The organism is Desulfosporomusa polytropa, assembly GCF_055380075.1.
In genome coordinates this window covers 264,120-290,000 of the sequence record NZ_AP042400.1, presented here as the reverse complement: position 1 = coordinate 290,000, position 25,881 = coordinate 264,120, and the positions used below count along the sequence as shown (strand labels likewise).

Annotated in this window: 16 protein-coding genes, 3 tRNA genes, 3 rRNA genes and 1 riboswitch (1 of these 23 cut by a window edge); of the genes, 2 read left to right on the top strand and 20 right to left on the bottom strand. The window is 40.3% G+C overall.

Annotated features, from left to right (window positions below; all coding sequences use genetic code 11):
* The 6 genes from ACZ449_RS02910 to ACZ449_RS02885 form a co-directional block, all read right to left on the bottom strand.
* Window positions 1-348, bottom strand: a 23S ribosomal RNA gene (locus ACZ449_RS02910) (it extends 2,569 nt beyond the left edge of the window).
* A 343-nt stretch (window positions 349-691) separates the two neighbouring features.
* Window positions 692-808 (bottom strand): 5S ribosomal RNA (rrf, locus tag ACZ449_RS02905).
* Between the two features lie 3 nt (window positions 809-811).
* Window positions 812-887, bottom strand: a tRNA-Ala gene (locus ACZ449_RS02900).
* Window positions 888-993: 106 nt separating this feature from the next.
* A tRNA-Ile gene (locus tag ACZ449_RS02895) sits at window positions 994-1,070 on the bottom strand.
* Between the two features lie 168 nt (window positions 1,071-1,238).
* Window positions 1,239-2,794 (bottom strand): 16S ribosomal RNA (locus ACZ449_RS02890).
* Together the 16S, 23S and 5S rRNA genes with 3 tRNA genes alongside form the textbook arrangement of a ribosomal RNA operon.
* A 298-nt stretch (window positions 2,795-3,092) precedes the next feature.
* Window positions 3,093-3,169: transfer RNA gene (locus ACZ449_RS02885), tRNA-Pro, on the bottom strand.
* 382 nt (window positions 3,170-3,551) lie between these two features.
* On the opposite strand from ACZ449_RS02885, the gene ACZ449_RS02880 reads away from it, so the two are divergent.
* Together ACZ449_RS02880 and ACZ449_RS02875 are read left to right on the top strand one after the other, a co-directional pair.
* Entirely contained in the window at window positions 3,552-4,973 is a 1,422-nt protein-coding gene (locus tag ACZ449_RS02880; RefSeq protein WP_464259572.1) for a cytosine permease, read from the top strand.
* Entirely contained in the window at window positions 4,963-6,243 is a 1,281-nt protein-coding gene (locus ACZ449_RS02875) for a cytosine deaminase (RefSeq protein ID WP_464259571.1), read from the top strand. Before ACZ449_RS02880 ends, ACZ449_RS02875 begins: the two co-directional genes overlap by 11 nt.
* Window positions 6,244-6,392: 149 nt before the next feature.
* Here ACZ449_RS02875 and ACZ449_RS02870 read toward each other — a convergent pair whose 3' ends face one another.
* The 14 genes from ACZ449_RS02870 to ACZ449_RS02805 all read right to left on the bottom strand — a co-directional run bounded on the left by ACZ449_RS02870 (window position 6,393) and on the right by ACZ449_RS02805 (window position 25,839).
* Window positions 6,393-7,382 carry a bile acid:sodium symporter family protein gene (locus tag ACZ449_RS02870; protein ID WP_464259570.1) on the bottom strand — a complete coding sequence of 330 codons (990 nt, stop codon included), beginning with the start codon at window positions 7,380-7,382 and terminating at the stop codon, window positions 6,393-6,395.
* A gap of 89 nt (window positions 7,383-7,471) precedes the next feature.
* Window positions 7,472-8,179: an RraA family protein gene (locus ACZ449_RS02865; RefSeq protein ID WP_464259569.1), complete on the bottom strand. Its 708-nt coding sequence runs from the start codon at window positions 8,177-8,179 to the stop codon at window positions 7,472-7,474.
* Window positions 8,180-8,214: 35 nt separating this feature from the next.
* The gene (locus tag ACZ449_RS02860; protein ID WP_464259568.1) at window positions 8,215-10,164 is read right to left on the bottom strand and encodes a methyl-accepting chemotaxis protein; all 1,950 of its coding nucleotides are present in this window, start codon (window positions 10,162-10,164) and stop codon (window positions 8,215-8,217) included.
* Window positions 10,165-10,581: 417 nt separating this feature from the next.
* Window positions 10,582-11,067 (bottom strand): pyridoxamine 5'-phosphate oxidase family protein, encoded by a 486-nt coding sequence (locus ACZ449_RS02855; protein WP_464259567.1) that lies wholly within the window; start codon window positions 11,065-11,067, stop codon window positions 10,582-10,584.
* 48 nt (window positions 11,068-11,115) lie between these two features.
* Window positions 11,116-11,430, bottom strand: coding sequence for a DMT family transporter (locus tag ACZ449_RS02850; RefSeq protein WP_464259566.1), 315 nt, complete (start codon window positions 11,428-11,430; stop codon window positions 11,116-11,118).
* A gap of 1 nt (window position 11,431) precedes the next feature.
* On the bottom strand, window positions 11,432-11,767 hold the full coding sequence (locus ACZ449_RS02845) for a DMT family transporter (protein WP_464259565.1): 336 nt from the start codon (window positions 11,765-11,767) through the stop codon (window positions 11,432-11,434).
* A gap of 85 nt (window positions 11,768-11,852) precedes the next feature.
* Window positions 11,853-11,948: riboswitch (guanidine-I (ykkC/yxkD leader) on the bottom strand.
* Between the two features lie 373 nt (window positions 11,949-12,321).
* A complete protein-coding gene (locus ACZ449_RS02840) occupies window positions 12,322-12,771 on the bottom strand; it encodes a hypothetical protein (protein WP_464259564.1) in 450 nt (149 codons plus the stop codon).
* A 179-nt stretch (window positions 12,772-12,950) separates the two neighbouring features.
* Entirely contained in the window at window positions 12,951-15,386 is a 2,436-nt protein-coding gene (locus ACZ449_RS02835) for a P-loop NTPase fold protein (protein WP_464259563.1), read from the bottom strand.
* Between the two features lie 523 nt (window positions 15,387-15,909).
* A complete protein-coding gene (locus ACZ449_RS02830) occupies window positions 15,910-17,883 on the bottom strand; it encodes a UvrD-helicase domain-containing protein (RefSeq protein ID WP_464259562.1) in 1,974 nt (657 codons plus the stop codon).
* Window positions 17,865-20,039, bottom strand: coding sequence for an AAA family ATPase (locus ACZ449_RS02825; RefSeq protein ID WP_464259561.1), 2,175 nt, complete (start codon window positions 20,037-20,039; stop codon window positions 17,865-17,867). Before ACZ449_RS02825 ends, ACZ449_RS02830 begins: the two co-directional genes overlap by 19 nt.
* 394 nt (window positions 20,040-20,433) lie before the next feature.
* A complete protein-coding gene (locus tag ACZ449_RS02820; protein ID WP_464259560.1) occupies window positions 20,434-21,585 on the bottom strand; it encodes an IS91 family transposase in 1,152 nt (383 codons plus the stop codon).
* Window positions 21,582-22,448 carry a tyrosine-type recombinase/integrase gene (locus ACZ449_RS02815; RefSeq protein WP_464259559.1) on the bottom strand — a complete coding sequence of 289 codons (867 nt, stop codon included), beginning with the start codon at window positions 22,446-22,448 and terminating at the stop codon, window positions 21,582-21,584. The genes ACZ449_RS02820 and ACZ449_RS02815 overlap by 4 nt, the downstream gene beginning before the upstream one ends.
* Window positions 22,449-22,982: 534 nt before the next feature.
* A complete protein-coding gene (locus ACZ449_RS02810) occupies window positions 22,983-25,211 on the bottom strand; it encodes a vitamin B12-dependent ribonucleotide reductase (RefSeq protein WP_464259558.1) in 2,229 nt (742 codons plus the stop codon).
* Between the two features lie 196 nt (window positions 25,212-25,407).
* Window positions 25,408-25,839, bottom strand: coding sequence for an RDD family protein (locus tag ACZ449_RS02805; protein ID WP_464259557.1), 432 nt, complete (start codon window positions 25,837-25,839; stop codon window positions 25,408-25,410).
* Window positions 25,840-25,881: the final 42 nt, after the last annotated feature.

The following is a 25,881-nucleotide window of genomic DNA, read 5'->3' as shown; positions in this document are numbered from 1 at the left end:
CTTCTGTGGCCTACCTTTCCAGGTAGTTCGACTAGATCTAGCTTGATTTATATCAGTCCTCAACCCCAAAGAGCAAAGCTCTCTGGTTTGGGCTCTTCCCCGTTCGCTCGCCGCTACTTAGGGAATCTCAATTGATTACTTTTCCTCCGGGTACTTAGATGTTTCAGTTCCCCGGGTGCCCTCCTAACTTACGTTAGGTGACGGTGCATTACCACCGCCGGGTTCCCCCATTCGGAAATCCAGGAGTCAAAGCTTGCTTGCAGCTCTTCCTGGCATATCGGAGCTTACCCCGTCCTTCGTCGGCTCTTGGCGCCTAGGCATCCGCCGTATGCCCTTACTAACTTGACTTAGCTGCAACTGTCTATAAGCCGCCATCTGCTTCGTTGGTCCTCGAAATGTTTGCTTGCGTACGTTATTACGCGGCGCTGCACACTTCTCCGGTCCGCCTCGCAGCTGACACCTTCTAGACAGTTTCGCCTGCCTTACACTTTGCTTTCGCTAATGCAAGGACTTTTTTTAGAATCCTAATTGCGCTTCGTTAAGTTACTTCACATATTTGCATATGAGAGGTAATTTTACTTTGCTTTCTTCTGTGCAGTTTTCAAGGAACATTTGCTCGATTTTCGATGTACGACTTCAGACTTTCGATGGTTTATCGAAGGTCGTATGTCTAACGTCAACTGTCGAGACGAACCAGCAACTTCCTAATCTCCCAGGCCGTTTCCAGCCAAGTACCTTCGGCGTTTGTGGGCTTAACTACTGTGTTCGGTATGGGAACAGGTGGAGCCCCACAGCTATCGTCACTGGATTATGGTGGAGACGAGCGGGATCGAACCGCTGACCCCCTGCTTGCAAGGCAGGTGCTCTCCCAGCTGAGCTACGCCCCCATATAAGAATTAATTATGATACCAGATGTTAGATGTGTGATATGTTGGTTTTGAATTTACAAAGCAAATTCGTCTCACTCCCACTTCCAACTTCCCGCATCACAAATGGTGGGCCTAAGTGGACTTGAACCACTGACCTCACGCTTATCAGGCGTGCGCTCTAACCAGCTGAGCTATAGGCCCATACTTATTATCAGGATCAATCATCTTATCATAACATCTCATATATTTCAATATGTAAGTTATGGAAGTTGTTGCTCCCTCAAAACTAAACAATGTAAGAGTATTCATCTGCCAAGATGTACCGACCTAGAAGTTAGTTCAGTTGTTACGCTGAACGGTTCTCCCTAGAAAGGAGGTGATCCAGCCGCACCTTCCGATACGGCTACCTTGTTACGACTTCACCCCAATCATCGGCCCCACCTTAGACGGCTAGTTCCATTGCTGGTTACCCCACCGGCTTCGGGTGTTGTCAACTTTCGTGGTGTGACGGGCGGTGTGTACAAGGCCCGGGAACGTATTCACCGCAGTATGCTGACCTGCGATTACTAGCGATTCCGACTTCACGGAGGCGAGTTGCAGCCTCCGATCCGAACTGAGAGCTTGTTTATGCGTTTTGCTTGACCTCGCGGTCTTGCTTCGCTTTGTTTAAGCCCATTGTAGTACGTGTGTAGCCCAGGACATAAGGGGCATGATGACTTGACGTCATCCCCGCCTTCCTCCGTCTTGTCGACGGCAGTCTCCCTTGAGTTCCCACCTTTACGTGCTGGCAACAAAGGATAAGGGTTGCGCTCGTTGCGGGACTTAACCCAACATCTCACGACACGAGCTGACGACAGCCATGCACCACCTGTTTTCGTGTATCCGAAGATAGGAACTAATCTCTTAGTCTTTCACTCAATGTCAAGCCCTGGTAAGGTTCTTCGCGTTGCGTCGAATTAAACCACATACTCCACCGCTTGTGCGGGCCCCCGTCAATTCCTTTGAGTTTCAACCTTGCGGCCGTACTCCCCAGGCGGGGTACTTATTGCGTTAGCTTGCGGCACAGAAGGGGTCGATACCCTCTACACCTAGTACCCATCGTTTACGGCTAGGACTACCGGGGTATCTAATCCCGTTCGCTCCCCTAGCTTTCGCGCCTCAGTGTCAGACACAGTCCAGAAAGTCGCCTTCGCCACTGGTGTTCCTCCCAATATCTACGCATTTCACCGCTACACTGGGAATTCCACTTTCCTCTCCTGCACTCAAGATTCCCAGTTTCCTGCGCCTATACGGGGTTGAGCCCCGCACTTAGACACACGACTTAAAAATCCACCTACACGCCCTTTACGCCCAATAATTCCGGACAACGCTTGCCACCTACGTATTACCGCGGCTGCTGGCACGTAGTTAGCCGTGGCTTCCTCCTTTGGTACCGTCATTACCCTGCATTATTCACACAAGATACGTTCGTCCCAAACGACAGAGCTTTACAATCCGAAGACCTTCTTCACTCACGCGGCGTTGCTCCGTCAGACTTTCGTCCATTGCGGAAGATTCCCCACTGCTGCCTCCCGTAGGAGTCTGGGCCGTGTCTCAGTCCCAGTGTGGCCGTTCATCCTCTCAGACCGGCTACTGATCGTTGCCTTGGTGAGCCATTACCTCACCAACTAGCTAATCAGACGCAGACCCATCTCTAATCGGTAGCTTATAAATAGAGGCCACCTTTCTTATCCTAGTCATGCGACCAAGATACCACATTCGGTATTAGCACCACTTTCGCGGTGTTGTCCCCAATTTAGAGGCAGGTTGTCTACGCGTTACTCACCCGTTCGCCACTAGGAGTTATTACTAACTCCCCGTTCGACTTGCATGTGTTAGGCACGCCGCCAGCGTTCGTCCTGAGCCAGGATCAAACTCTCCAATAAAGTTTTATTATTGAAGCCATTTGTTGGCTCTATAAATCAATTTAGAAATTGTTTTTGGTTTTATATGTCGCAAGCGACATATAACCGCACATCTGGCTTTTATGATGCATTACTTACATTGTTCAGTTTTCAAGGAGCATATTAGTATCGTCACTCACGACGGAATAATATCATAACATCTTTATTTCGTTATGTCAATGCACTTATTCGCACCAATTATTTCCGAAGCTCACAGCGACTTATATAGAATATCATGATAGTAGCATTATGTCAATTGTTAATTTTAGGTTTGTCTTACTGGTCGGAGCGGCAGGATTCGAACCTGCGGCCCCCTGGTCCCAAGCCAGGTACTCTACCAAACTGAGCCACGCCCCGATATTTTTTTTTTGCTACTACGATGTCTTCAGATTTCTAAGTATATCAGCTAGCTTTATTATTGTCAACACTGAGTTGCCGATCCATTCACAGAAAGCGCATATTATATTGTACATAAACTACAAAAGCTAATTCTCACAAAAACTTACTTTGCATTTTCAGCATTGACAGTTCTTTCTAATTTGTGCTTTAATATAAGCAACTTACTGGTACCTTTAAAAGCAGTCCTGCGAGACTGACAAGGTAGACGACATATCATAGGCAATGGCATATCTTATACTATTGCCAGTTGGTCTACAGGCTTCTTGTCAGTGTATCTGATAAGAAGCCTTTTTTTCTTGGGTATCGGTACAGAAAACACATTGAAGAGGGGTTGTTCTGTATGGATAGAAACAACGACCAAAATTGTACTTCGCGGGAATTTGGCGCAGTCGAAAGCGTACCCGCCAATGCACGCTCGCTCGCTTTCTGGGACATGGTTGCCACCTGGATTGGTGCTAATGCTAACAACGGCACTTGGTATGTTGGCGGCGTCGTAGCTGGTACTGCGTTTGCCGGCTCAGTCTGTGTCACACTAATTGCTAATCCAATCGCTTATATTATTATGGCTCTTATTGGTTTTATTGGGTTTAAGGTTGGCACTTCAACAATGGCTCTCACCCGGGCATCTTTTGGTGTTCGCGGCAGTTATCTGCCCTCGTTCCTAAACACAACCCAGTTTATTGGCTGGACTGCGGTGAACACCTTTATTGCTGCCATTTCGGTTAGTTTTATCTGTAAGGAATGGCTCGGTATGCCGGCCTTTGGTGAACCTGGCGGCAATACAACTATGATCATCGGCATCGCAGTCATGAGCATCCTGCATCTGCTCTCGATTGCTACCGGCCATCGTTCAGTCAAAATAGTGGAACGGATTGGTGTATTCCTAGTATTGGTTCTTGGTGTTTGGGAAACGATTGTCGTACTCCAGAACATATCGCTGGAAGCTATTATGAACTGGCAGCCGCCAGCTGACAAACGCATGCCTTTGGGTTCGGCAATGGATGTTATGGCTGCCTTTAGCCTTGGCTGGGTACCGGCAATCGCAGAATTTACTCGCTATGGCAAGACAAAAGCCACAGCAACTATTGCGCCGATGATTGGTGCAAACTTAGCTTTGTTCTGGTTTGCCTTTGTCGGCATCATTGGCACCATTGGTATGGCAATAACCACTGGCGTCTATGACCCCAATCACTCTGACCCCAGCACTATTGTTAGCAAATTAGGATTAGGCAGCGTAGCACTCCTCGTCATCATTATCACCAGCACCACTGCTAATGCGGTAAACCTTATGGCTGCTGGCATATCGCTTACTAATATAACAAAAAAACTTTCTCCGATCACCTCACTCTGGTTGGTAACAGTGGTTGCCGCTGGTCTTACTGTCGTTCCCCTGTTTCTTTCCAGCTTCCTCCATTCTTTTATTCTCTTTCTGGATTATATCGGTATGGTCTTCGGCCCAATCTTCGCGATCTTAATTGTTGACTACTATTTCATCCATAACAGGAATTATGACCCGGCGGCTTTAGTTGAATCACATGGAAAATATTGGTATAGTAATGGTTTTAACAAAGTAGCACTCACCGTCTGGGTTACCGGCGTAATTGCCTTTCTACTACTGCAAAAACAACCGTTCTTTGCGAACAGCATTGGCGCTACCTATCCTGTAATTGTGCTGACTGGAACACTATATTATGTTGCTGCCAAACTGCAGGCTGCCGCTCATACTAGCAGCACAACCAAGGAGGATGCAAATGCTTATTAAGAACGCTCACCTGCGTGATCGGCAAGGATTGTGGCAGATTCAAATTGAAAGTGGTACTATTTTTTCCATCTCCCCTACTACAAACGAACCGTCTTCCCCAGGCAATGTACTAGACGCCGAAGGTGGCTTAGTGATCCCACCATTCATTGAACCTCATGTTCATCTGGACACAACGCTGACAGCAGGACAGCCGCGCTGGAATGAAAGCGGCACTCTGTTTGAGGGCATTGAACGGTGGGCAGAAAGAAAACAGTCGCTATCGCCGCAAGATGTTAAAGAACGAGCAATAACAACCCTTAAATGGCAGGCTGCGCAAGGCATTCAATATGTACGAAGCCATGTTGATATTACCGATCCTGCCTTAACCGCACTCAAAGCTTTGCTTGAAGTCAAAGCCCAAATTGCACCATGGATGGAACTACAGCTAGTCGCCTTCCCCCAAGAAGGTATACAATCCTATCCTCAAGGAACAGAACTATTAGAAGAAGCGTTACGTCTTGGGGCCGATGTTGTCGGCGGCATTCCACATTATGAATTCACCCGCGAATACGGGGTCGCCTCAGTCCACACAATATTTGAACTTGCTGCCAAATATGATCGGCCGATAGACATCCATTGTGATGAGATTGATGATGAACAGTCTCGCTTCGTCGAAGTAGTTGCTGCTGAAGCCCATCGCCATGAGATGGGCAATAAGGTAACCGCCAGTCACACTACAGCCATGCATTCCTACAACAATGCATACACTTTCAAGCTATTTAATTTACTAAAGTTATCTGGTATCAACTTTGTTGCCAACCCACTTGTCAATATTCATCTGCAGGGCAGGTTTGACACCTACCCTAAGCGCCGCGGCATCACTCGCGTTAAAGAATTGTGGGAAGCCGGCATCAATGTCTGCTTTGGCCATGATGATATTCTTGACCCCTGGTACCCACTAGGTACAGGCAATATGCTTCAGGTACTCCACATGGGACTTCATGTCTGCCAGTTGATGGGTTACAACCAGCTTAACCAGGCACTAGACTTAATAACAATCAATAGCGCCCGCACCCTCAACATTAGCGATCAGTATGGAATTGCTGAAGGGAAACCCGCTAATTTGATCATCCTACCCGCTGACAACAGTTACGATGCCCTGCGCCGCCAAGTACCAATACGTTACTCACTACGTCAGGGCCAGATCATTGCTGAAACAAAACCTAGTACTACAACCCTTCACTGGAATACTGAAAAACCGGAGACAATTACCTTCAAAGCTAAATCTTGACGTATATAGGTCTGGCAATCTGTAGATTGTACCATAAAGAATGAACATTGAGTAAAATTTATAAAAGGAACTTGCAACAACCTATTTTAGCGTTGCAAGTTCCTTTTTAGTGATTCTCTTTCCATTTAGCAAATTGCAATATATTTCTTTCATTCAATTCGAGCTGTTGCTCCTTGCGGGCTTATATTCCTTTTTTCATCAAGGTATTTAACGATATTGGGAATTATCGCTGCAATCGGCTGCTGGAATAACATAAGTAAAGCAATGGGAACCGCCACCACTGGCGGGAAGTATGTAACTGCGATGACAAGCCCGCAAGTGGCATTGCGCATACCGACACTATATATCATTGCCATCGTAATACCGTAGGAACGATTAGGTACGCATAAAGAACCTACATATCCTAGAGCATAAGCGGACACGACCATAATCAATGCAACCGCTATCATTTGTATAATATCCCATGACAAGTGAATGGCGGGTGACACGAACGCACCGTTAAAAAATATTACAACAAACAATGCCAGTTTAGAAGTTAGTCCTCCGATACCTTTTGCAAAGGCAACTGTTTTACCGCTTGTCCAATCATAAAGCACCATTCCTAGTATACTCGGAATGGTCACCATCAACACCAGTTGGATAATCAAGGAAGTATAATTAATCATGACCGCCTGACCTACTATAATTTTATAGTAGGCTGGCAACAACGCAGGAACAATAAGTGTATCAAGGGTAACTGCTACGAGAGCTATTGATACATTACCCTGGGTAAGAGCTGTCCACATAACTGATGTAACACCTACAGGAATGGCGGCCGCCACTAATAACCCCAGTTGCATTTCGGGCGAGTCTGCGTAAAGCAGATTGCCCAAAAACCAGGCAGTCAACGGCGTCATAATATGTATGAGCAGTATCACCCACAATGGAATCCATGGTTTACCCATCACCTGAATAAAGCTTTTCAAACTTGTACCAAGTGCAGTAACAAAAGTCATGTAAGCAAACAATACAACAAGGAGATAACGGATAAACGGACTATCTGGAACTCTCATTAAAAAGCCCAATATGAGTGCCGTTACGACCACTAAAAACATTCTTTTCCCTAACCAGTTGTTTATTGCAGCAACCTCTATCTTCATCACAATTCCCCCCTTCAAAAATTCATTTCTTTCCAATGACCGTAATTAAACCACTCTACCCAATCTAGGTTTACTGAAGCCCTGTAATCTCACTTGATGCTTGTTTTAGGTGTTTGCTCAAATGGAAATACAACACCCCGCTCTCGAAGAGCTTGGTCAACCCACGTGCGATCCCACGCCATATTGGATATATCCTCCACAACTTTGTGTTCCATGCGAGATTTAGCTCTGGATTTTTCCAGCAAAATTTCGGCATCACGCGGGTTAATGACGACAATACCATCCTCGTCACCGACCAGGATATCTCCGGGATGAACAACAACTCCGCCACAAACGACAGAAACATTAAGTTCGCCAGGTCCGTCTTTGTAAGGCCCGGCTGGTGTAACTCCTGCTGCATAGATAGGCATACCCATTTTTTTCAGCGCTCCAATATCACGAATGGCGCCATCAATGATAAAACCACCGATGCTTCTTTGCTTTGCCCACAAAGCCATTAATTCTCCCATAATGGAATTAGTCAAATCCCCTTGGGCATCAACTACCACAATATCACCGGGTTGTGCAAGATCAAGTGCTTTGTGAAGCATAAGATTATCACCAGGACGTGACTTCACGGTAAAAGCCGGTCCAAGTAAAGGCACGTCATTGATGGGACGAATTTTTGCATCCATACACGACATACGGTTCATATTGTCTGCTATATTGGCTACTGGAAGTCCTGCAAAACCATCAATTAAAGCTTTAGGCGGCCTACTGATATGCGGAAAAATACGCATTCCTACATTTGACACCATTCATCACTCCATTCTATCATTTTATTTAATGCTAATTATATTGAAAACTTATTAACCGCACTCTGCAGCTCATCAGCCGTTTCCACCAATGCTTGACTAGCCTTTTTTATTTCCTCTACAGAGGCAACTTGTTCTTGGGTGGCGGCTGAGACCTGCAGAGTCTGATTGGCATTGCTTCGACTCATACTATCAATATCCTTGATTGCGGTCTCGATTTTTTGGCTATTCGCTGCCATGTGCTCTATCGAGGCGGAAATATCCTGCATTTGTTCCGATACTTGATTGGTCATGGAAATAATTTCATTAAAGGTCTGCCCAGCCTCGCTTACTATGTCGGTTCCTATTTTGACCTCAGCGTTACCTTTGCTCATAGCTACAACCGCTTTATCGGTATCTGTCTGTATTTCACCAATAATGTGAGCAATTTGCTTAGTCGCACTTGCTGACTGCTCGGCTAGTTTTCGTACTTCATCGGCCACTACAGCGAAGCCGCGTCCCTGTTCACCAGCACGTGCCGCTTCTATCGCCGCATTTAATGCCAGTAAGTTAGTTTGATTTGCGATACCAGATATGGTGCCGATGATTTTACCAATTTCCGTAGAACGTTCAGCCAATTTCGTCACCACTTCGGCCGAGGTTGCGACGCTGGTTTCAATGTTGCGCATTTGCGCAACGGCATTTTCTATTGAGCTTCCGCCGTTTGCAGCCAGCTGCGCAGCTCCTTCTGATACCGACGCAACAGTAGCGGACTCCGAAACAATTTGTTGAATATCCGCAACAATCTGCGTGACAAGCATGGTAGTCTCATTGGCTAAATCGACCTGCTTTTCTGCACTATTGGCAATCGCATCAATTGAGCTTGTCACTTGTTCAGCTGTAGCAGCTGATTGTTCTGCACCGGCGGTTAATTGTTGGGAAGCTGCAGAAACAACTTCAGCAGAAGTTGTAACATGCCTAAGCAAGTCTTTGAGTCCGACAACCATTACATTAAAATTATGCGCCAGTTTGCCAATTTCATCATTTCCTTGGTTAGTAATATTTACATTCAGATTCCCGTTTCTTATGGTTTCTGTCGCAGTTACCAATTGGGTGATAGGCTTGGTTAGTCGGTTAGAAAAAACAATACTAATGAAAATAACCACAGCCATCGTAATAGCCAGGACAAAGAGATTGCTGATCAGCATCTCTTTAGTGACAGCATTATATTCTGCATAATCTTTTTCCATACAAATAGTCCAGTGTGTTTGTGGATCATAAATATAACTAACGAGTTTGCGAACGCCATTTTCTCCCGCTATTTCTTCCGTACCGCTTTGCCCCGTAATCGCTTTCTGGACAAAGGGAATATGACTCATATCTTTGGCCTCGGCTGATATATTGTCATTCGGATGAACAATAATGTTCCCCTCCTGATCCAGTATGTACGCTGTAATACCATTGACTGATCTTTTCGTAACGAAGTCTTTAAAAGCGTCGAGGTTCATTGTTGCCTGTAATACACCGGCAATGGTTCCGTTATCTGAACGTACAGGTGTAGCAAGTATCACGATAGGCTTTCCGGTTGTTGTGCTTACAAGCCATTTTGAGGCAACTTCTTCCTTACCACTCATCGCTTCTTTATAAAACTCCCGCTCAGATACTTTCCCAAGCTTAATGTCATCACCTCTTACGACTTGGACACCCTTAGCATCAGAAAGTGCCATCCCAATATCGGTATATACTTTTTGAACGTCGGCAATTTCTTGTTTGGCAGCCTGCAGATCGAAATTCTTTACGGGAGCGGTGCGGGAAACCGCTTTAATAACCTCCATATGCTTATTGATATAGGACTGTGTCTCTGTTTTAAAAACTTCAACTTTACCAGCATTAACTGCATAATAATCGGCCTCTAGTGGCTTGGTAAATAGAAAATGAGAAATAAATATCGATACAAGTAAAGGAATTCCACTAATGAGCATAAGTAAAATAATGATATTTTTCTTCATTGCTGTGTTGCCTCCTATAGAAGTGTGATAAAAAATAGACTTTTCAACATTAAATTGCCATAGTTAGAACAGCTATTGACTTACGCATAGAGTAGTGCCGACTTCCCCAATCACCCTACTTACCTCTAAAAATTTCATTTTACCAATTGGTAGCAATTCAAGTTTAGCATAGTACAGGGGAACGTTTTTTAAGAGTATGTAAAGGTTTCTTTAAATTCGCCGCAATACAAACAGGGGCTGTGGAAAACTTATCTCTAAGCTTTCCACAGCCCCTACGACTCATTATGAATGATTTACTATATTACCAACACTTCCGTCAAATAAGAGACACTTGGGCCATTCCCTTTTTGTCAACTTTTTCAGGCTTTTCAACATTCCCTGCCTTAATGATTAAATGAACATGTATGGAAAATTTTATTATCTTTTAGCGTTGACGTATTCAATGGCTTCTTTGCCAGTTATGTGCTCGACGTCAATTGCAATAATATAAGATTGCGTACATCCGGTTATTTCCTTAGATTTGGCTTCTTCAGGTTGATCTCCTGAATACTTTTCAACCAAAGCCTCAAAAGCATCTAGCCATTCATCACCTTCTACAATTCTTGCTTTACCAAAAGCAATAACGCTACGGAAATAAGTAGTATATTTTTCACTTACTATCGTATCTTCATCTATTACTGAAAAAGATACCTTTGGGTTCTTCGTAATAGCATCGATTTTATGTCCAGCTTTTGCTGAATGAAAATAGATTTTGTCATTGAAATAGACATAGCTAAGTGGAACTGCGTAAGGATAATCTTCATCACCTAAGCACGCCAAGACACCATTTGTGCATCTGTCCATTACAGCTACAGTGTCTTCCATTGATAATAATTGCTTACCTCTTCTCATTTCTCTAAACATTAGTTATTTCCTCGCTTTCATCGCCATATTTCAGAATTATATTTTTGTTTATTCAATCAGCTTTAACCCAACAGCAGAACCAAGCACAACGGCAATAGAAATAATTCTTGATAAATTTCTAGGTTCATCATATACAACCATCCCCAGTATTGCTCCTCCCGAAGCTCCAATTCCAGTCCACACCGCATAGGCTGTTCCCATAGGCAATGTCTTCATAGCAAGTGCTAGAAATAAAAAACTTAAGCCAAAGCCGATGAACAGCAGAGCAAACGCCTTCCAGTTGCGGTCTTTGTGCAACTTGTTGATCATTACAACACCCATCATCTCAAAGATGCCTGCCATTATTAGTAATAGCCAATCCATATTATAGCACCTCCTTCTCTTTCTGATTGCTTAGCATCGTAAGACTGATAACGCCGCTCAACAGTAGTACAATCAAAGCGAGCTTAGCAGATATGACAGGTGCATCGAACAATATAATCTCTGCCAATACGGTTCCCGCTGTTCCAATTCCGACGAAAACAGCATATATCGTCCCAACGGCAAGATCACGCCCAGCCATAATCATCAGGTAAAAACTGATGATTATGGCGATTAATGTTCCTAACCATTCCAAGACACTATCCGCATGCTTCATCCCGATTACCCAGCCCACTTCAAAAAAAGCGGCAATAACAACTGATATCCAAATTTTGTTCATATAGCCTTACATCCTTCTTTAGTGTAATAACAAAATACATACAAAGAAATAAAGCCCAGGAAAATAAGCTGCCATATTGCAGCTATTCTCCCGGGCTTTTATCCCTCCGTGCTACAGTCCGTAGACTGTCGTTTTCTCTCGGACCAGACCAGCGAACTGCGGAACCCTAGAAAACTATTTATTACATTGAATAATATTATACACAATTACTTTGAGTTGTCAAGAATCCCTGCAGAATAAGTAAATTTGTGCTATATGAATATTGCCTAATGGGTAATCATGTACATTTATTGCTGCATGGAAAAATAGAAAGGCTGGAATCAATAATGAAGCGCGTAGGAGTTAGCTATGCTAGTTGGTATTCTTGCGCTCGCTTCAATCCTAAATTGTATAGTCTTCCTCTTCGTAAAATATATCCTGCCGGTTAATTCCCCTTACTATAACATGATAGATATCCTATTATTTTTCTTTCTTGCAATCCTTGGCATTTTCCCCCTCCACCATCTTTTTCCTCCAGTTTAGCATAAAAAAGAAAAGAAGCAATAGAACCGTCCCTATGCTTTTTCTGTTTGCCCAGCCCAATCCACCTCTAACTGTTCGCCCGGCTTTCTACTAATGTGCATAGTCGCTTTGGTTGTAGCTGCAAATTTTCGGTAGTAATTGCAGTATTGTGTGTACTTTAGTGGAATCTCGTTACTAAGGCGACAGGTCTCACAATATTCGCTCCATAGCAAACTCAGTGTAACGCCGCTTTTTGCCATCTCTCTGTGAATATGCTCACTGTCTGGAATCCTGCGCGGCGATGCCTGAAGCCTTTCCGGGAATAACATTAGCTGAAGGTCTGGGTCTCCAACATCGTCCGGAAGCGGCCATAACAGGCCCTTTTGGCTAGCGCGGCTTAGCACATCGGCAACTGTGTTGCGGGAGCACTGACAACTAGATGCAATGCTCCTCTGACTTAAGCCCATGTTGCTTAGCCTTAGGATATCTCGATACTTGGTCATTCTGGTTCCTCCCCATGTTTATTTGTGCTCTGCATTTTAGCAGCGCTGTCTCCATTGTACTGGAGAAAAACATGGGTGGCTCTCAGATTAACATAGTGGCTCTATTTGAGTAACAGGGTGGCTCTCAAACATTAACTCAGTGGCTCAATTGGCGTTAACTTATTCAATCTCCCCAGTTGCTAATCATCAATTGACTTTTTTCTTTTTCTTTGTCGTAGAAGATTATAAATTTGCGCCGGATTCATTTTTTCTTTAATCTTCACTAATTCTTGTTCAAATTCATTATCATCAAGTGTAAGGTATCTGTTAAAATTATCTGCCGCAGAATCTACTATGCTGTTCCTATTCATTAGCGACCGATTATCTAAACATTTCTCCTTCTTTTCGATAACTCTTATCATATTCGTTACAAAACTTGATATCACTGTGAATTCCTGCAAATTATCTGCCAATGCAGGATTTTCTTCAAATTCATTCTTATACCGTTCTAGATTCCTACCTATATCTCCCAAAATTGATATAATATACTCGTCATTTGCATTATTACATGCAGAAAAGGTATCCCTTATCACCCAAGGATCTATCCGATGACTATAACCCAACTGATACAATGCCAGCATACTCCGTTCTAGGAAAACCAAAAAATATTTTTCATTATTGAGATTTCCTTTAAATTGCAATTCATTTATTTTCTTTAATAAAAAAATATATAGATTCCTGCTCCCAATACCATATAAGCAAGGATTGATATTTTTTACGAAAAAAACATTGAATTCCTGGATAGCTGCTTTCCGCCAAAATAGATTTATTAATTTTTGATAATTTTCTGCTGATGCTCGCACAAGAAAAAACGCTTTAAAAAGCTCAACCCACACATCTACACCAAATAAAAATATAGTTCTATTATCAATTATCTCATCAACTTCATGGTACAAATCGTTACAAAAATTATGAAAAGCCACAGACCATTCCGCTTCTGGCTTATTCAAAACCTTCTCTATTAAATTATCGGCAACATACCAATAATTATTTTTTAAGGATTTCCCACTTTCCAGTAGGTGCCAGATAATTCTATCCTGCGTTTCATATTCAACTTTATCTCTCAAATCTTTTTCTGATTCATTATAAATATTCTCTACCCTTTTTTGGGGGTCATTTTCTTCATCAGGTTTCATATATTCCTTAAAACCAAAAAGTGTAAATGCAATATATCTTTCAATATTTTCTTTTTCACAAAATACTTGCTTTAATGCATCTTTATAATATTGCTTCATTAATAGTGAGTGATTTTTATCCATCACATGTTCCATTATTAAAGGAATTGTATACGATTGATCCTCAAACTCAATTTTAAAACAGTCCATGCTGCTTTTAAATATACTAAACCCTTTATATATTTCTGGTATAAAATGTTTAATGAAAAAAAATGCGATTACTATTTCTTTGTTTTTTAAAAGAACTGTATCCTCATTTAATGCAGTATATACTTCCGTAAGAAAATGCTCTATTGCTCTAATATTATATTTATCTTTAAAAAACCTTTCATAGTCAACGTTAATTCCTTTTTTTTCCAAAAGGCCTTTCGTTTTTAAAGAATCTGAAGATAACATATATAAGTCATCGTAATTTAGAACATCTTTTTGAAAATCATTTTTTATAAATACATCTGCTGCAATCTCTCGTAATCCAATATATGAGAGTTTTATATTGTAAGGAATATACTTATCTAGATATTCTCGATCAAATCCTATCTCTTCCAGTCGCTTGCCACTATACTGGTATAATATTTTAACTTGATGGCAGGTCATTTTTTCCGAGATATAAAAAATTTTTCTGATCATTTCTTGGTTAGAAATTCTATCAATATCTTCATAAATAAACAAAACTTTTTTATCTATCTTCAATAATTCTTTTTGAAAACCATGAAACATTTCCGAATAAGAGTATTTTGTCCCTCCAAGTAAATCATACAATTTCCCTAATCTTTTTTCTTTGCTAAAAAACTCCTTTAGTCGAGTAGAGTATTCTGATATTATTCGATGGCGATATAAAATTTTTTCCAGTTCCTTTACCAAAACGTTTGGTAATTCATCCAAGTTGCAAGAAATAATGTCTATTTCTACAAACTCATAGCTATTGCCTAATTTCTCTTTTAATCTTTGGACTAAAAAAGTTTTTCCATCTCCCCAAACAGCATCAACACCTACAATATTGAATTGCTCCACATATTCTGCTACTTTTTCTAAATCTTTCTGACGTTTATAAAAAAGTTCTCCTTGCGTAGATTTCTCTTGACTAAAATCTGATGGCAATAAATATATTTCTAAAAAAAGTAGCACCAAACCTACTCCTAGCAATATTATGCTGTAATATAAAGTTATCGGCTTTAGAAATTCTTCATAATGTGATCCTATAAAAGCAATCAGTGTGCTATATGAAATCGTCAAAATTTTTATAACCAGCCGCTCATTTTTTTCCAAATTTATATTAAGCCATAGAATTATCCAAATAAGAAAAACTGGAATAATATATACCATGATTTGGATTTTTACAAAGCTAAAAAGCAAACTCGACAACAAGATACTTTCAAAAAAAACAGTTAAATACTCCCTCACTGTATAACTCCTTTACCTTTTTTGACAACTTTCCGAATGGTACACGGGGCCAGGTTCTTTGTCCCACTAAATGCTCCACTGGGACAAGTATTATAAAAGTAAACCTTCATCTGAAGCTCTGTTATGGCGGTTCCCACGTAAGCGTCAAGCCGAGCCGCACATGTACAACCAGGACTTCCGATGCGAAAATAGATTCTGAGAGAATCGAAGGATACAAGGTGACGGTTCTTTTGTATCCTTTATTCATTTCCATACACTATACTTATTTACCATAAAAATACAAAGTTCCTTCATATTGTCCAAATATTTTGCAGGAACTTTGTCTATTCTATATTTATCTTCCATAGCAATCATTTTCCGGCATTACCAATGATACGGTTCTCCGTATCTTGTCAAACGGCGAATTTTGTTTTTCTTTGCATCGGAACTGTCCCTCTGCTTCCATTTGGATGTATTGTAGGGAGAATTTTGGGCTGATGAGATTATCTAAAATCAGTTTAAACCGTCACTGATTTTAGATAATTCAATGTCTATTAACATAAAATCCTATTGTTTTAACCTTTTCTATAAATTCATCCTTGAATCCATCAATTTTACTCTCATCAACTACAATTGTTAAATTCTTTCTTGATCTAGAGCAGCCAACGTAGAACAGTTTATAAGCTACTAAGACACCATATACTGTGCTATCCTTAAAACACTTTTTTGCATTACCAACATTCGTTTTACTCAAGTATTCTTCGTAATAGTCTTTACATAGTAACTCGAAAATTCTATTATCTTTAAAACTATCCAGCATCTTTTCCGAAGCTTCTTTTAGTATCAATTTATTTGCTTCATTTTTATTATGTGAATCTGCCGTTAAATCTTTTGTTGGCATCCCCAATTTCTTCACAGTATCAACAACAAGCTTGGCATATTTATAATAAAAGTCTTCTAACTCATTTAGAGAAAAATCCACTTTAGACCAAACTCTAAAAAAATTGTACATGTGTACTATAGGCGTATTTTTACTATCAGCAGCAACAAATAGTACTGATGTATGGCTTTCACCTTTAACACCATGTTGAGTAGATATTCGAGGTTCTTTTAAATAAGTTGCTAATCGTTTTGCCTCTGCAACTTCTACATTTAGAATCTCTTGATACTCACCATCGTCAGTAATACCTTGCATAAAATTATCATTTATAACATCTTTGGCTACAAGATCGTTCAGAAGCTGTTCAATTGTAACCATACTATTATCATCAAAGTATACCTTAGATAATTCTTCATAGATAGCCGCCAATGTCTTTTTATCATCATGCTTAGTTATAGAATATGTGTTGGTGGAATAAAACTCTTTGTAAAGCTTGCATTGTGTAATCATGCTTCCAAAATTTTTGTTTTGATAAAGTGTCATGATGCTATCTAATGAAAACATAAACCTCATTAATGGGTCGGGGTTTTCTTGAGTATTATCAGAAAGAACATCATTTGAATGATATTTTTTGGGAAAGGAGTATTTATCCATTCGACTAAAAGCTCTATAAAGAGCACTTGCTCCGATCTCTTTGAACTTATCATTATTCAGCAAATACAGCATTAAAGTATCTTTATACTCCAGTTGATACCTTTCTACTGCATGAGTGATATCATTTGTAATTATAACCTCCGGTAAATAATCAGGCACCTTTCCATCATTGTCTTTGGATACATTCTGTTTATAGTCAGGATTATTATAAATGTTGTTTAATATATCAATAACGGCTTTTACAGAACGATGATTTGTGTCTAATGAAATCGAATCATTAAGCATCAGTAATTCTTCTTCAAAAGAACCATCATAGTTTTTATAAATTTGCTGCATTCGGTCTCCAAGAAGGTATAACTTTACTTTGGTGTTGCATACAGCATCATAAAAAAGTTTTAAAACATAGCCGGAAGTATCTTGATACTCATCAATAAATATAAAACTATATTTATTTACAACTTTTTTGTACATTGCTGGATATCTGTCAAACATTGCTTTCGAAAACGTTATAAGATCATCATGTCCTAATCCGCCATAATATAATGAATTAAAAGATGTTTCATTGTAACTAATTCTTGAAAGATTTTGTTTTACTAATTCTTCGGTTAAATTCCCATACTTATCAATGTATTTTTGGTTGCTTGCGGCTATGTTTTCATCACTTAATGCATTGCAGATTCGCTCTCTTATTTGGTTACCATAAATCTCCCAAAACAGGTCAATAATCTGCTTATGCGTGAAAAACGGATATATAAGAGAATGGATATAGGCGTGTATTGTTCCAAAAAATATCTTATCACTATCCATCCCCTTAGCAAGTTCTTCAGCCGCCCTGTTAGTATAAGTAATACACAGTATACTATCGTTAGGATTTGAAGCAATAATTTCAGATAACATTGTTTTTATTTTAGTAGTTTTACCACTTCCTGCTGGCGCATTTACAAGGAAGATATTTTCGGATCTTTCTATTCTTGTATTAGCCACGTCAATCCCTCCTCAATATATTTTGGCAGCATTGTTTCTCCTAATGATTTCAAAATAACGGAATACATGAAATCAGTCTTGGATTTTGACATGCTATCAACAATATCTCTTAAAGAGAATGCACTATCTTTTTCATCTTTTCTATTATTTGGAATTGTGAATTTCAACTTATAGTTCGATTTGATTTTTTTCCATTCACTCCTTGGTTTTTTCTCAAAAGCTTTCAATGATAGTAGCCTAGACATCATAGCTTCTTCAAGAGTCCTCGCATAATACTCCTTCTCTTGGAAAACAACATAAATGAAGTTATCGCACAGTTTATTCTGCCCTTTCTCTTTCCATTCATAAAGAACCGCAATTGAGGGCGAGTCATGTATTTCCTCATCTTCATCTGTGTTCTCGTGCAAATCAACAGTTTTTCCATTAGATATTTTATAGAAACTGTTAATGGTTGAGTTGGTAGATTTTGAAGCGAGTATTTCATCTTCTGATAATGCTGATTTCTTATAATCTAAATCGGTAATAATTAATGTTTTAATTTTTAAAAATTCAATCAGTGATTTATAATTATACGCATACGCTCCACCAACTTGAATAAAGGCTATGTACTGTCCGCTTAATTTTTGATATACAGGGAGGGTAATCAGTTTTTTTATATAGAGACGCTCGCTATCGCCCTCATAAAGAACAGCTTTGTCTGCAAAAATTATTTCTGAAAATCCAATTTCAAAAAACCAATCAAAAAAATTCTCTAGCATAGATATATCTTTTGAATCAATTTCTTCTTCTGCTTCTTCACTCTCATTCTTAAGCACTAATGATCTGCGAAAAGCAGACAAATCAAAAATTTCACTCTTAAACATCTGCGTTTCTCTAATTACACGTAAATGTTCTAATCCGGCAACTCGAACCATTTCATTAGAGTGCGTGGTAACTAGGCCTTGCAATCCTATTTGTTTATATACGCTCAATAAATATTTAATAAAAACGCCTTGCATTTGAGGATGCATATGCGATTCAGGTTCTTCGACAAAAAACATATTAACTACGAGTGGATTTATATCCTTTTTAAATTCTTCCAGTTGCATATGAAGATATATCATATTACTATAGCCTAATCCTTGAGAGGATTCATTTAGCATATGACCTTCCAACTGGTACTTTGCACAAGTTATCTTTTTTATTAGATCGCTAACATCATCTTCTGTAACATCCATTTCGAGCATTATATCCCCGATATGCCCACCATTTGTTTGTGCCAAAGATTTTAAAGCCGAGCCTAATGTGTTAACCGAAGCTTGTCTTACTTTCTCCTTTACGCCTGAGTTTTGGATATTCGTAAGTAACCTGTCAGGTAATGCCTTTGTGGTATCTTTCCAGTTCTTATCTTTACTGGCTAATGAAACGATACTTTTGCTCAATGTTTTGGAAGAGTCTGTATCAGTATCATCTAATTGCCTAACTGCATTTATACTTTTAAAGTTAAACAACTTTTTAAAATCCGAGGGTTCCATCTTGCATCTATTCTCATAATTCGAATCTGCAAAGAAACAACTTTCAACCAAACTGTTAGAATATGCTTCAATTAACAAATCCTTTATAATATTAGATTTTTGTTCATCTTTTTTTTCGAAATAGTTTGCAAGACGTGCACTAATTTTATCATAATATTGAAGCAATAGTTTTTTAAAGGATGATAAATTAAACACAAAGGTGTATATAAAATAGAATGAATGCTGCAACTCATCCAAATCCATAATATACTCTGCAAAATTTCTAATATCATCATTTTCGGGATCATAGGTAACTTCAATTCTTATTTCACAAGGATCGATGATATACTCTGGTTTCAATACTCCATCACAAGCGATTTCACTTATGATATCTTCTATTACTTTTTCGGTTTCCTTACCAGCAGAAAAGCACTTGACACACACCGGAAATGTATTATTTTTCCAGTGTGTAACTTGGCTAACTGGTATGTCATTATGTGCATACTTGAGCTTATTGTCACTTAAAGCTCCTTTGATTAATGAAATAAAGGTTGTTTTACCACTGTTATTAGGACCAGCCAGCACCGTAATATCTTCTTGAAAAAACAAAACAACTTTATCAAGTTGTCTGTAGTTATTCACCTGTATTTTGCTTAGCTTCATCACATATCCCCCCAGCTTTTTTCATATTCGTTTGCTCATGGCTATAATCTAGAAAACTAGTGGGATACAAGGTGACGGTTCTCGAAGGCTTCAATCGGAAGTTTTGCGCGCAAAAAGGCTCAACTAACAGCTCCCTACTGTCAGTTGAGCCACAAAACTATCTACGCGCAAAATTTTTGATTGCCTCAGAAGAATGAAGTCGCTGGTTGCCTAGCTATGGAATTTCAATCTTTTTCTCTCGATTCTTGATCGTTGGTTTTTTCTGTTTTCGTACATTTTTTGTGTTGTACTTTGTTGATTTGTAATAAAGTGGGGTTGATTTGTCATGATTTGGACATACCTTCCCCCTCCCCATAAACGGGTCTTGGCAGTATCTATTCAATTTCTGCAACCATTAAGGCGATGCTCCTTTGGACAGCGAATCGCGTGCCTGTAATTTACCCTTTCCACATATAGGACACATCGTTACATCTCTGCCTACAAGAATGCATAGAATCTCAACAGTTGTAAGACTTTCAAATTTTGGTTTGTAGGTTGGACTTAAGGTTAGTTTTCTGCTTAGTTCCAGCTTGGTTTTTTTGTTTCGGTTGGCAAGGAGTCCATAATGCCTGATTTTGACAAAACCTTTAGGAAGTATATGCAGCAAAAATCGCCGGATGAATTCAACGCCACTGAGCGTTAGTGTTTTCATCTGGTTGTTGTCATTAGAGTCTCTTACGCTAATTGTCACCGTATGCTCATCCATGGCGACAATGCGGGTATTGGATATAGCTATCCGGTGCGTGTACCTTCCCAAATACTGGACAACAGCGAGTGGACCGGAAAAAGTCTTTTTAGTGTAGGTGTACCAGTTTTTGGCGTAACATTGCTTGAGTAAATCACGGAAACGTTTTGGCTGTTGATATTTCTGGGCATCTCCATAAAACATAAGCAAGTTTTGGCGGTAGTATTGCTTGATGTGGTGGAGAAATTTACCCCGAAACTTTTTAGCTAACACCTTTATCGGAAGGAAGAACTTCTTGCTGCTGTTTTGCCATTGATTGTTTTTGGTTAGTCCGCCTGCCAATACCACCGTGTGGATGTGCGGATGATAGTGCAAATCTTGTCCCCAGGTATGCAGCAAGGAAAAAAAGCCGATCTGTGCACCAAGATATTTGGTATCTTGGGAAAGCTCTGCCAGAGTTTGGGCTACCGCTTTATACAGCAAGCCATAAAGCAATTCCTGGTTTTGATAAATCAATGGCTGAAGCTGTGATGGTACAGTAAACACAACATGAAAGTAAGGGGCATTGAGGATATCTTTGCTTCTTGCGTCTACCCAAACTGCCTTATTAATACCCTGACACAAAGGGCAGTGCCGATTTCGGCATGAATTGTAACGAACAACCGTATGGCCGCATTCTTCGCATTCAAACGTATTACCACCTAAAGCGGCTGTCCGGCAGCGCATGATGTCACTAGCGGCTTTTGCTTGTTGTAGGGATGGAGCGTAGCTTTGTTTATATTGAGGATAAAATGTACGGAACACATCCTGTACCGTAGTCATTTGGGGTCGTTATTTCCCGTATCAAGAGGGCTCTTAATACCCATAAGACTTTTCGATGTCATGTGCAAGTATGTCATTGTAGTCTGAAGATTTTTATGCCCCAGCATTTGCTGGATAAACACGGGGTCGACTCCATCCTCTAAGGCATGTGTAGCAAAACAGTGCCGAAGCGTATGGGCAGAAATATTTTGTTTTATTTGCAACTGGTTGCGCAGTTTAATCATGGTATTTTTGATGGACTTGACGTTAATGTGTTCGCCTTTATTTTGTCCTGGAAACAACCAATCGTCCATTTGGTAGCTTGAAAAATAGGCCCGGAAATACTTTCGCAATACATCAAGGGCTAGTTCTGATAAGATGGTGTATCGATTTGTATTATGTTTGGCGTTTTCTACCCGTACTCGCATACTTTTACTACAAATATCACAAATCTTCAGTTTAGCTACTTCGCTGACCCTAAGGCCACTACCGTATAATAATGCTACAATAGCTTTATGCTTTAGATTCGAAGCTTTATTTAATATTGCCAGTACATCTTGCTTAGGTGGGATGACTGGAAACTTGCGTATTCTTTTCATCCGGGGGATTTTTTGGGGGTTCCACTCTTTACCTATGATACAGGTATGAAAGAATTTGACAGCGGAAATATAACAATTAATGGTTCCCGCTGATAGACCCTTTTCTTTTTTTAGATAGAGGATATATTGTTGGATATCGCTATCTGTAATGTCTTCCATGCATTTATGCTGATTTTGCATGTAATTGACGAATGCAAAGAGTCTTCGCAAATAGGATTCCCGCGAAGACTCCGGAGTCCCTTTAAGTTCAAAGTATAGTTCAATCTCCTGTTTATATTGTTGCATAGACATACTACCTCCTGATTTTTTTGGTTTTGTGAAGCCAATTCATGGCATCAGGAGGAGCTCTTGTTGTGTTAAAAAACGTATGTATTTCAATCTTAGGACATGGTATAATCATAAAGTGAAAAGTACGCTTTCCTTTCTGGTTTGTTTGGTTTGGCGATTAAACAATACCATAAAAGGGCGTACTTTTCACTTTTTTTATGAATTTTTTATTGTGGATGACTACCAAGGCCATCGCGTGAGCGATTTCGTTCTTCTTTTGTATCCTTCACCCATTTCCATATACTATACTTATTTACCATAAAAATACAAAATCCTGCAAACTTGTATAATTTGCAGGATTAAGGGGAAAGGTTCATCGTCTCACATGCTTCCGTGGTAAGTTACGGGACAACGCACCTGTCCCCCTATCCCTCTTTTTTCAACCCTATCTTAAAACTATGCTTCCAAAATTTTAGTTCAATACCGAAAAAAGGGCTGCGGAATACTTTTTTCCACAGCCCTCCAAGACTCGCTATGCGTGATTTGCCCTTCTTACCCGCACTTACTAAACCCGCAATTCCTACAAATTACGCAGCCACCTTCATATTCAAGCACCTTACCGCATTCGGGACAGGCATTGCTGGATACGGTAATACTCTTATCAACTTCAACTTTTTCGCCATTTTGGTACTTCATTACCTTTTCGATAACCTTGCCAATAGCATCAGGACAGGATAGTACCTTCAAATCATTTTGTCTGATTGTGGAATGGCACCGTATCCCTTTTAGTTGATCGATGATAGAATTTACGTCCATGCCAGAGCGTAACGCGATCGAGACCAGCCTTGCTGTTGCCTCAGATTGCGACGGACAGCCTCCTGCCCGGCCGGTGTTGGTGAAAACCTCGCATATCCCGTGCTGATCATAATTTACCGTAATGAATATGGAACCACAACCTATTTTGACTTTTTCCGTAAAGCCGGTAGTTGTGTCAGGTCTGGATCGTGGGGCAAAAAAGCCTTGTTTTGTTTCCACAAGGTTGCCTTCCAGTTCGGTTGTTTCTTTGACGTTTACTTTACCGATATTAAGCACCTGCGAATCCCGGCTGCCGTCCCGGTAGATTGTTACCCCTTTGCAGCCAGTCTCATAGGCTAAGTTAAATACATCGACAACGTCTTCGCGCGTTGCTTTACTGCTGAGATTTACTGTCTTTGAAACGGCATTGTCGGTATATTTTTGAAAGGCCGCTTGCATTTTTACATGCCATTCTGGTGAAATATCATGGGCGGTAACAAAAACATCTTGTAATGATTCCGGTATTTCGGACAACCCTTTTATTGTTCCTTTTTGGGCAATTGTCTTCATTAATTTATCACTATAGAATTGAGCATCTATGGCAACTTGTTTAAAAAATGGATTTGTCTCGATTAACTCGTCATTATCCATAACATTTCTTATGTAAGACAACGCAAACAAGGGTTCAATACCGCTGGAAACACCGGCAAGGATACTTAACGTTCCTGTTGGTGCTATTGTAGTTGTAGTTGCATTACGCAGCCTGATTCCCTGCTGTTGATAGCTGCTTTTTTCAAACTGCGGAAACACGCCTTTTAGTTCGGCTAATTCTATTGACGTTTTTCTTGCTTGCTCCCGAATGAAACCCATTACCTGTTCCGCTAATTCCAGGGCCTGCTGCGAATTATAGGGGATATGTAATTGACAAAGCAGGTCTGCCCAACCCATAACACCTAGTCCAATCTTTCTGGTGCTTTTGGTCATCTGATCAATTTCGGGTAGGGGATATTTATTCACATCAATGACATTGTCCAAAAAATGAATCGCTTTTTTTACAACAGTGCCCATTCGTTCAAAGTCGACCGCTGGTTCATTCTCTGCACCCTTTATCATCAAGCTCAAATTTATCGAGCCAAGATTGCAGGCTTCATAAGGAAGCAGCGGCTGCTCACCACAAGGGTTAGTGCTTTCAAATTCTCCCAGTTCAGGTGTTACATTTCCCTGATTAATTCTGTCTAAAAATATAATTCCCGGCTCACCATTACTCCAGGCCATGTCCACAATTACATCAAATACTTCTCTTGCGTTTAATTGTCCGACTGCAGTCTTATGATGAGGATCTATTATTTCATATTCTTTATTCTCTTCTACTGCTTTCATAAATTCTTCGGTAATTCCAACGCTAATATTAAAATTCGTAATATCCGCGTTGTCTTTTTTACAAGTAATGAAATCCATGATATCAGGATGATCGACTCTAAGAATCCCCATATTGGCGCCTCTTCTCGTTCCACCCTGCTTTACTGCTTCTGTCGCAGCATTAAAAACTTTCATAAAGCTAATCGGACCACTCGCAACTCCACCTGTGGAATTCACAGCAGCACCTTTAGGTCGTAATCTTGAAAAACTAAAACCTGTTCCGCCGCCGCTTTTATGAATCATGGCGGCATTTTTTATTGTTTCAAATATATCTTCCATTGTGTCTTCTATCGGCAGAACAAAACAAGCGCTTAGTTGCCCCAAAGGCCTGCCGGCATTCATGAGTGTTGGTGAATTGGGCAGGAATTCAAGACCAGACATCATTTCATAGAATTCATCCTCAAGAGCCTGCAACTCTGATGCTGAAACATACGAAGCATCTGCACTGGCGACAGCTTTAGCAACTCTGCGGAACATCCCGTTAACATCTTCTAACAGCTGACCATTTTCATCTTTAGACAAATACCGTTTTTCAAGAACCTTAACAGCATTATCTGATAAGCTCATACAATAACCCCCTGGTATAACACAATATTTAGTGCTAATATACATATTTCAATACTATATATTGTATCTATTATCATTAAACACGTCAATATTTTTTTTGGATTTTGCGAGGAAATCCTGCCAAGAAATAGGAAGAAGACACGGCTTGCACAGAGCTTTTATCGAAGGTGCAAGCCGCTGTCTTTATCAATACTTTTTACTTGACCCTAACCACCACAGTCCCAGCCATCTTATCGCCTATTCGCTGATTGCGCTCTGTTGACCATACGAATATTGCAGCCACTAAATAAGCAAACAAGCCATCCAAAATCCGACAAGCAGTGCGCATAGCTGCTGCCGAAATGTCACAGGCTGAGCCATCCAGTTTTACGACTCGTAGTCCACACACCATTTTACCGGGCGTAGCCCCTGTCTTGCCTTCAAAATAAGTGTAGTAGCAAAATCCAATAACGAGCGACCATAGATAGTATGAGCTGCTGATATTACCGTTGCTAAAATCACTCCCAAGCACTGCCGCTAGTACGCCGCCGATAACCCCTAAGATAATCCCATCAACAATTGTTGACAAAGCACGAATACCAACACCTGCCCCTATTACAGGAATAGTAGCGCGGTTCGGGATATCCACATTTTTCACCTCCATTTACTCTGATGTAATAATATATGCGCT

Coding starts and splice junctions, on each gene's coding strand:
- ACZ449_RS02860 (WP_464259568.1), bottom strand. CDS start 10,164: ATGAAGAAAAATATCATTATTTTACTTATGCTCATTAGTGGAATTCCT.
- ACZ449_RS02865 (WP_464259569.1), bottom strand. CDS start 8,179: ATGGTGTCAAATGTAGGAATGCGTATTTTTCCGCATATCAGTAGGCCG.
- ACZ449_RS02870 (WP_464259570.1), bottom strand. CDS start 7,382: ATGAAGATAGAGGTTGCTGCAATAAACAACTGGTTAGGGAAAAGAATG.
- ACZ449_RS02875 (WP_464259571.1), top strand. CDS start 4,963: ATGCTTATTAAGAACGCTCACCTGCGTGATCGGCAAGGATTGTGGCAG.
- ACZ449_RS02850 (WP_464259566.1), bottom strand. CDS start 11,430: ATGGATTGGCTATTACTAATAATGGCAGGCATCTTTGAGATGATGGGT.
- ACZ449_RS02845 (WP_464259565.1), bottom strand. CDS start 11,767: ATGAACAAAATTTGGATATCAGTTGTTATTGCCGCTTTTTTTGAAGTG.
- ACZ449_RS02825 (WP_464259561.1), bottom strand. CDS start 20,039: ATGAAGCTAAGCAAAATACAGGTGAATAACTACAGACAACTTGATAAA.
- ACZ449_RS02855 (WP_464259567.1), bottom strand. CDS start 11,067: ATGTTTAGAGAAATGAGAAGAGGTAAGCAATTATTATCAATGGAAGAC.
- ACZ449_RS02820 (WP_464259560.1), bottom strand. CDS start 21,585: ATGACTACGGTACAGGATGTGTTCCGTACATTTTATCCTCAATATAAA.
- ACZ449_RS02810 (WP_464259558.1), bottom strand. CDS start 25,211: ATGAGCTTATCAGATAATGCTGTTAAGGTTCTTGAAAAACGGTATTTG.
- ACZ449_RS02815 (WP_464259559.1), bottom strand. CDS start 22,448: ATGCAACAATATAAACAGGAGATTGAACTATACTTTGAACTTAAAGGG.
- ACZ449_RS02840 (WP_464259564.1), bottom strand. CDS start 12,771: ATGACCAAGTATCGAGATATCCTAAGGCTAAGCAACATGGGCTTAAGT.
- ACZ449_RS02880 (WP_464259572.1), top strand. CDS start 3,552: ATGGATAGAAACAACGACCAAAATTGTACTTCGCGGGAATTTGGCGCA.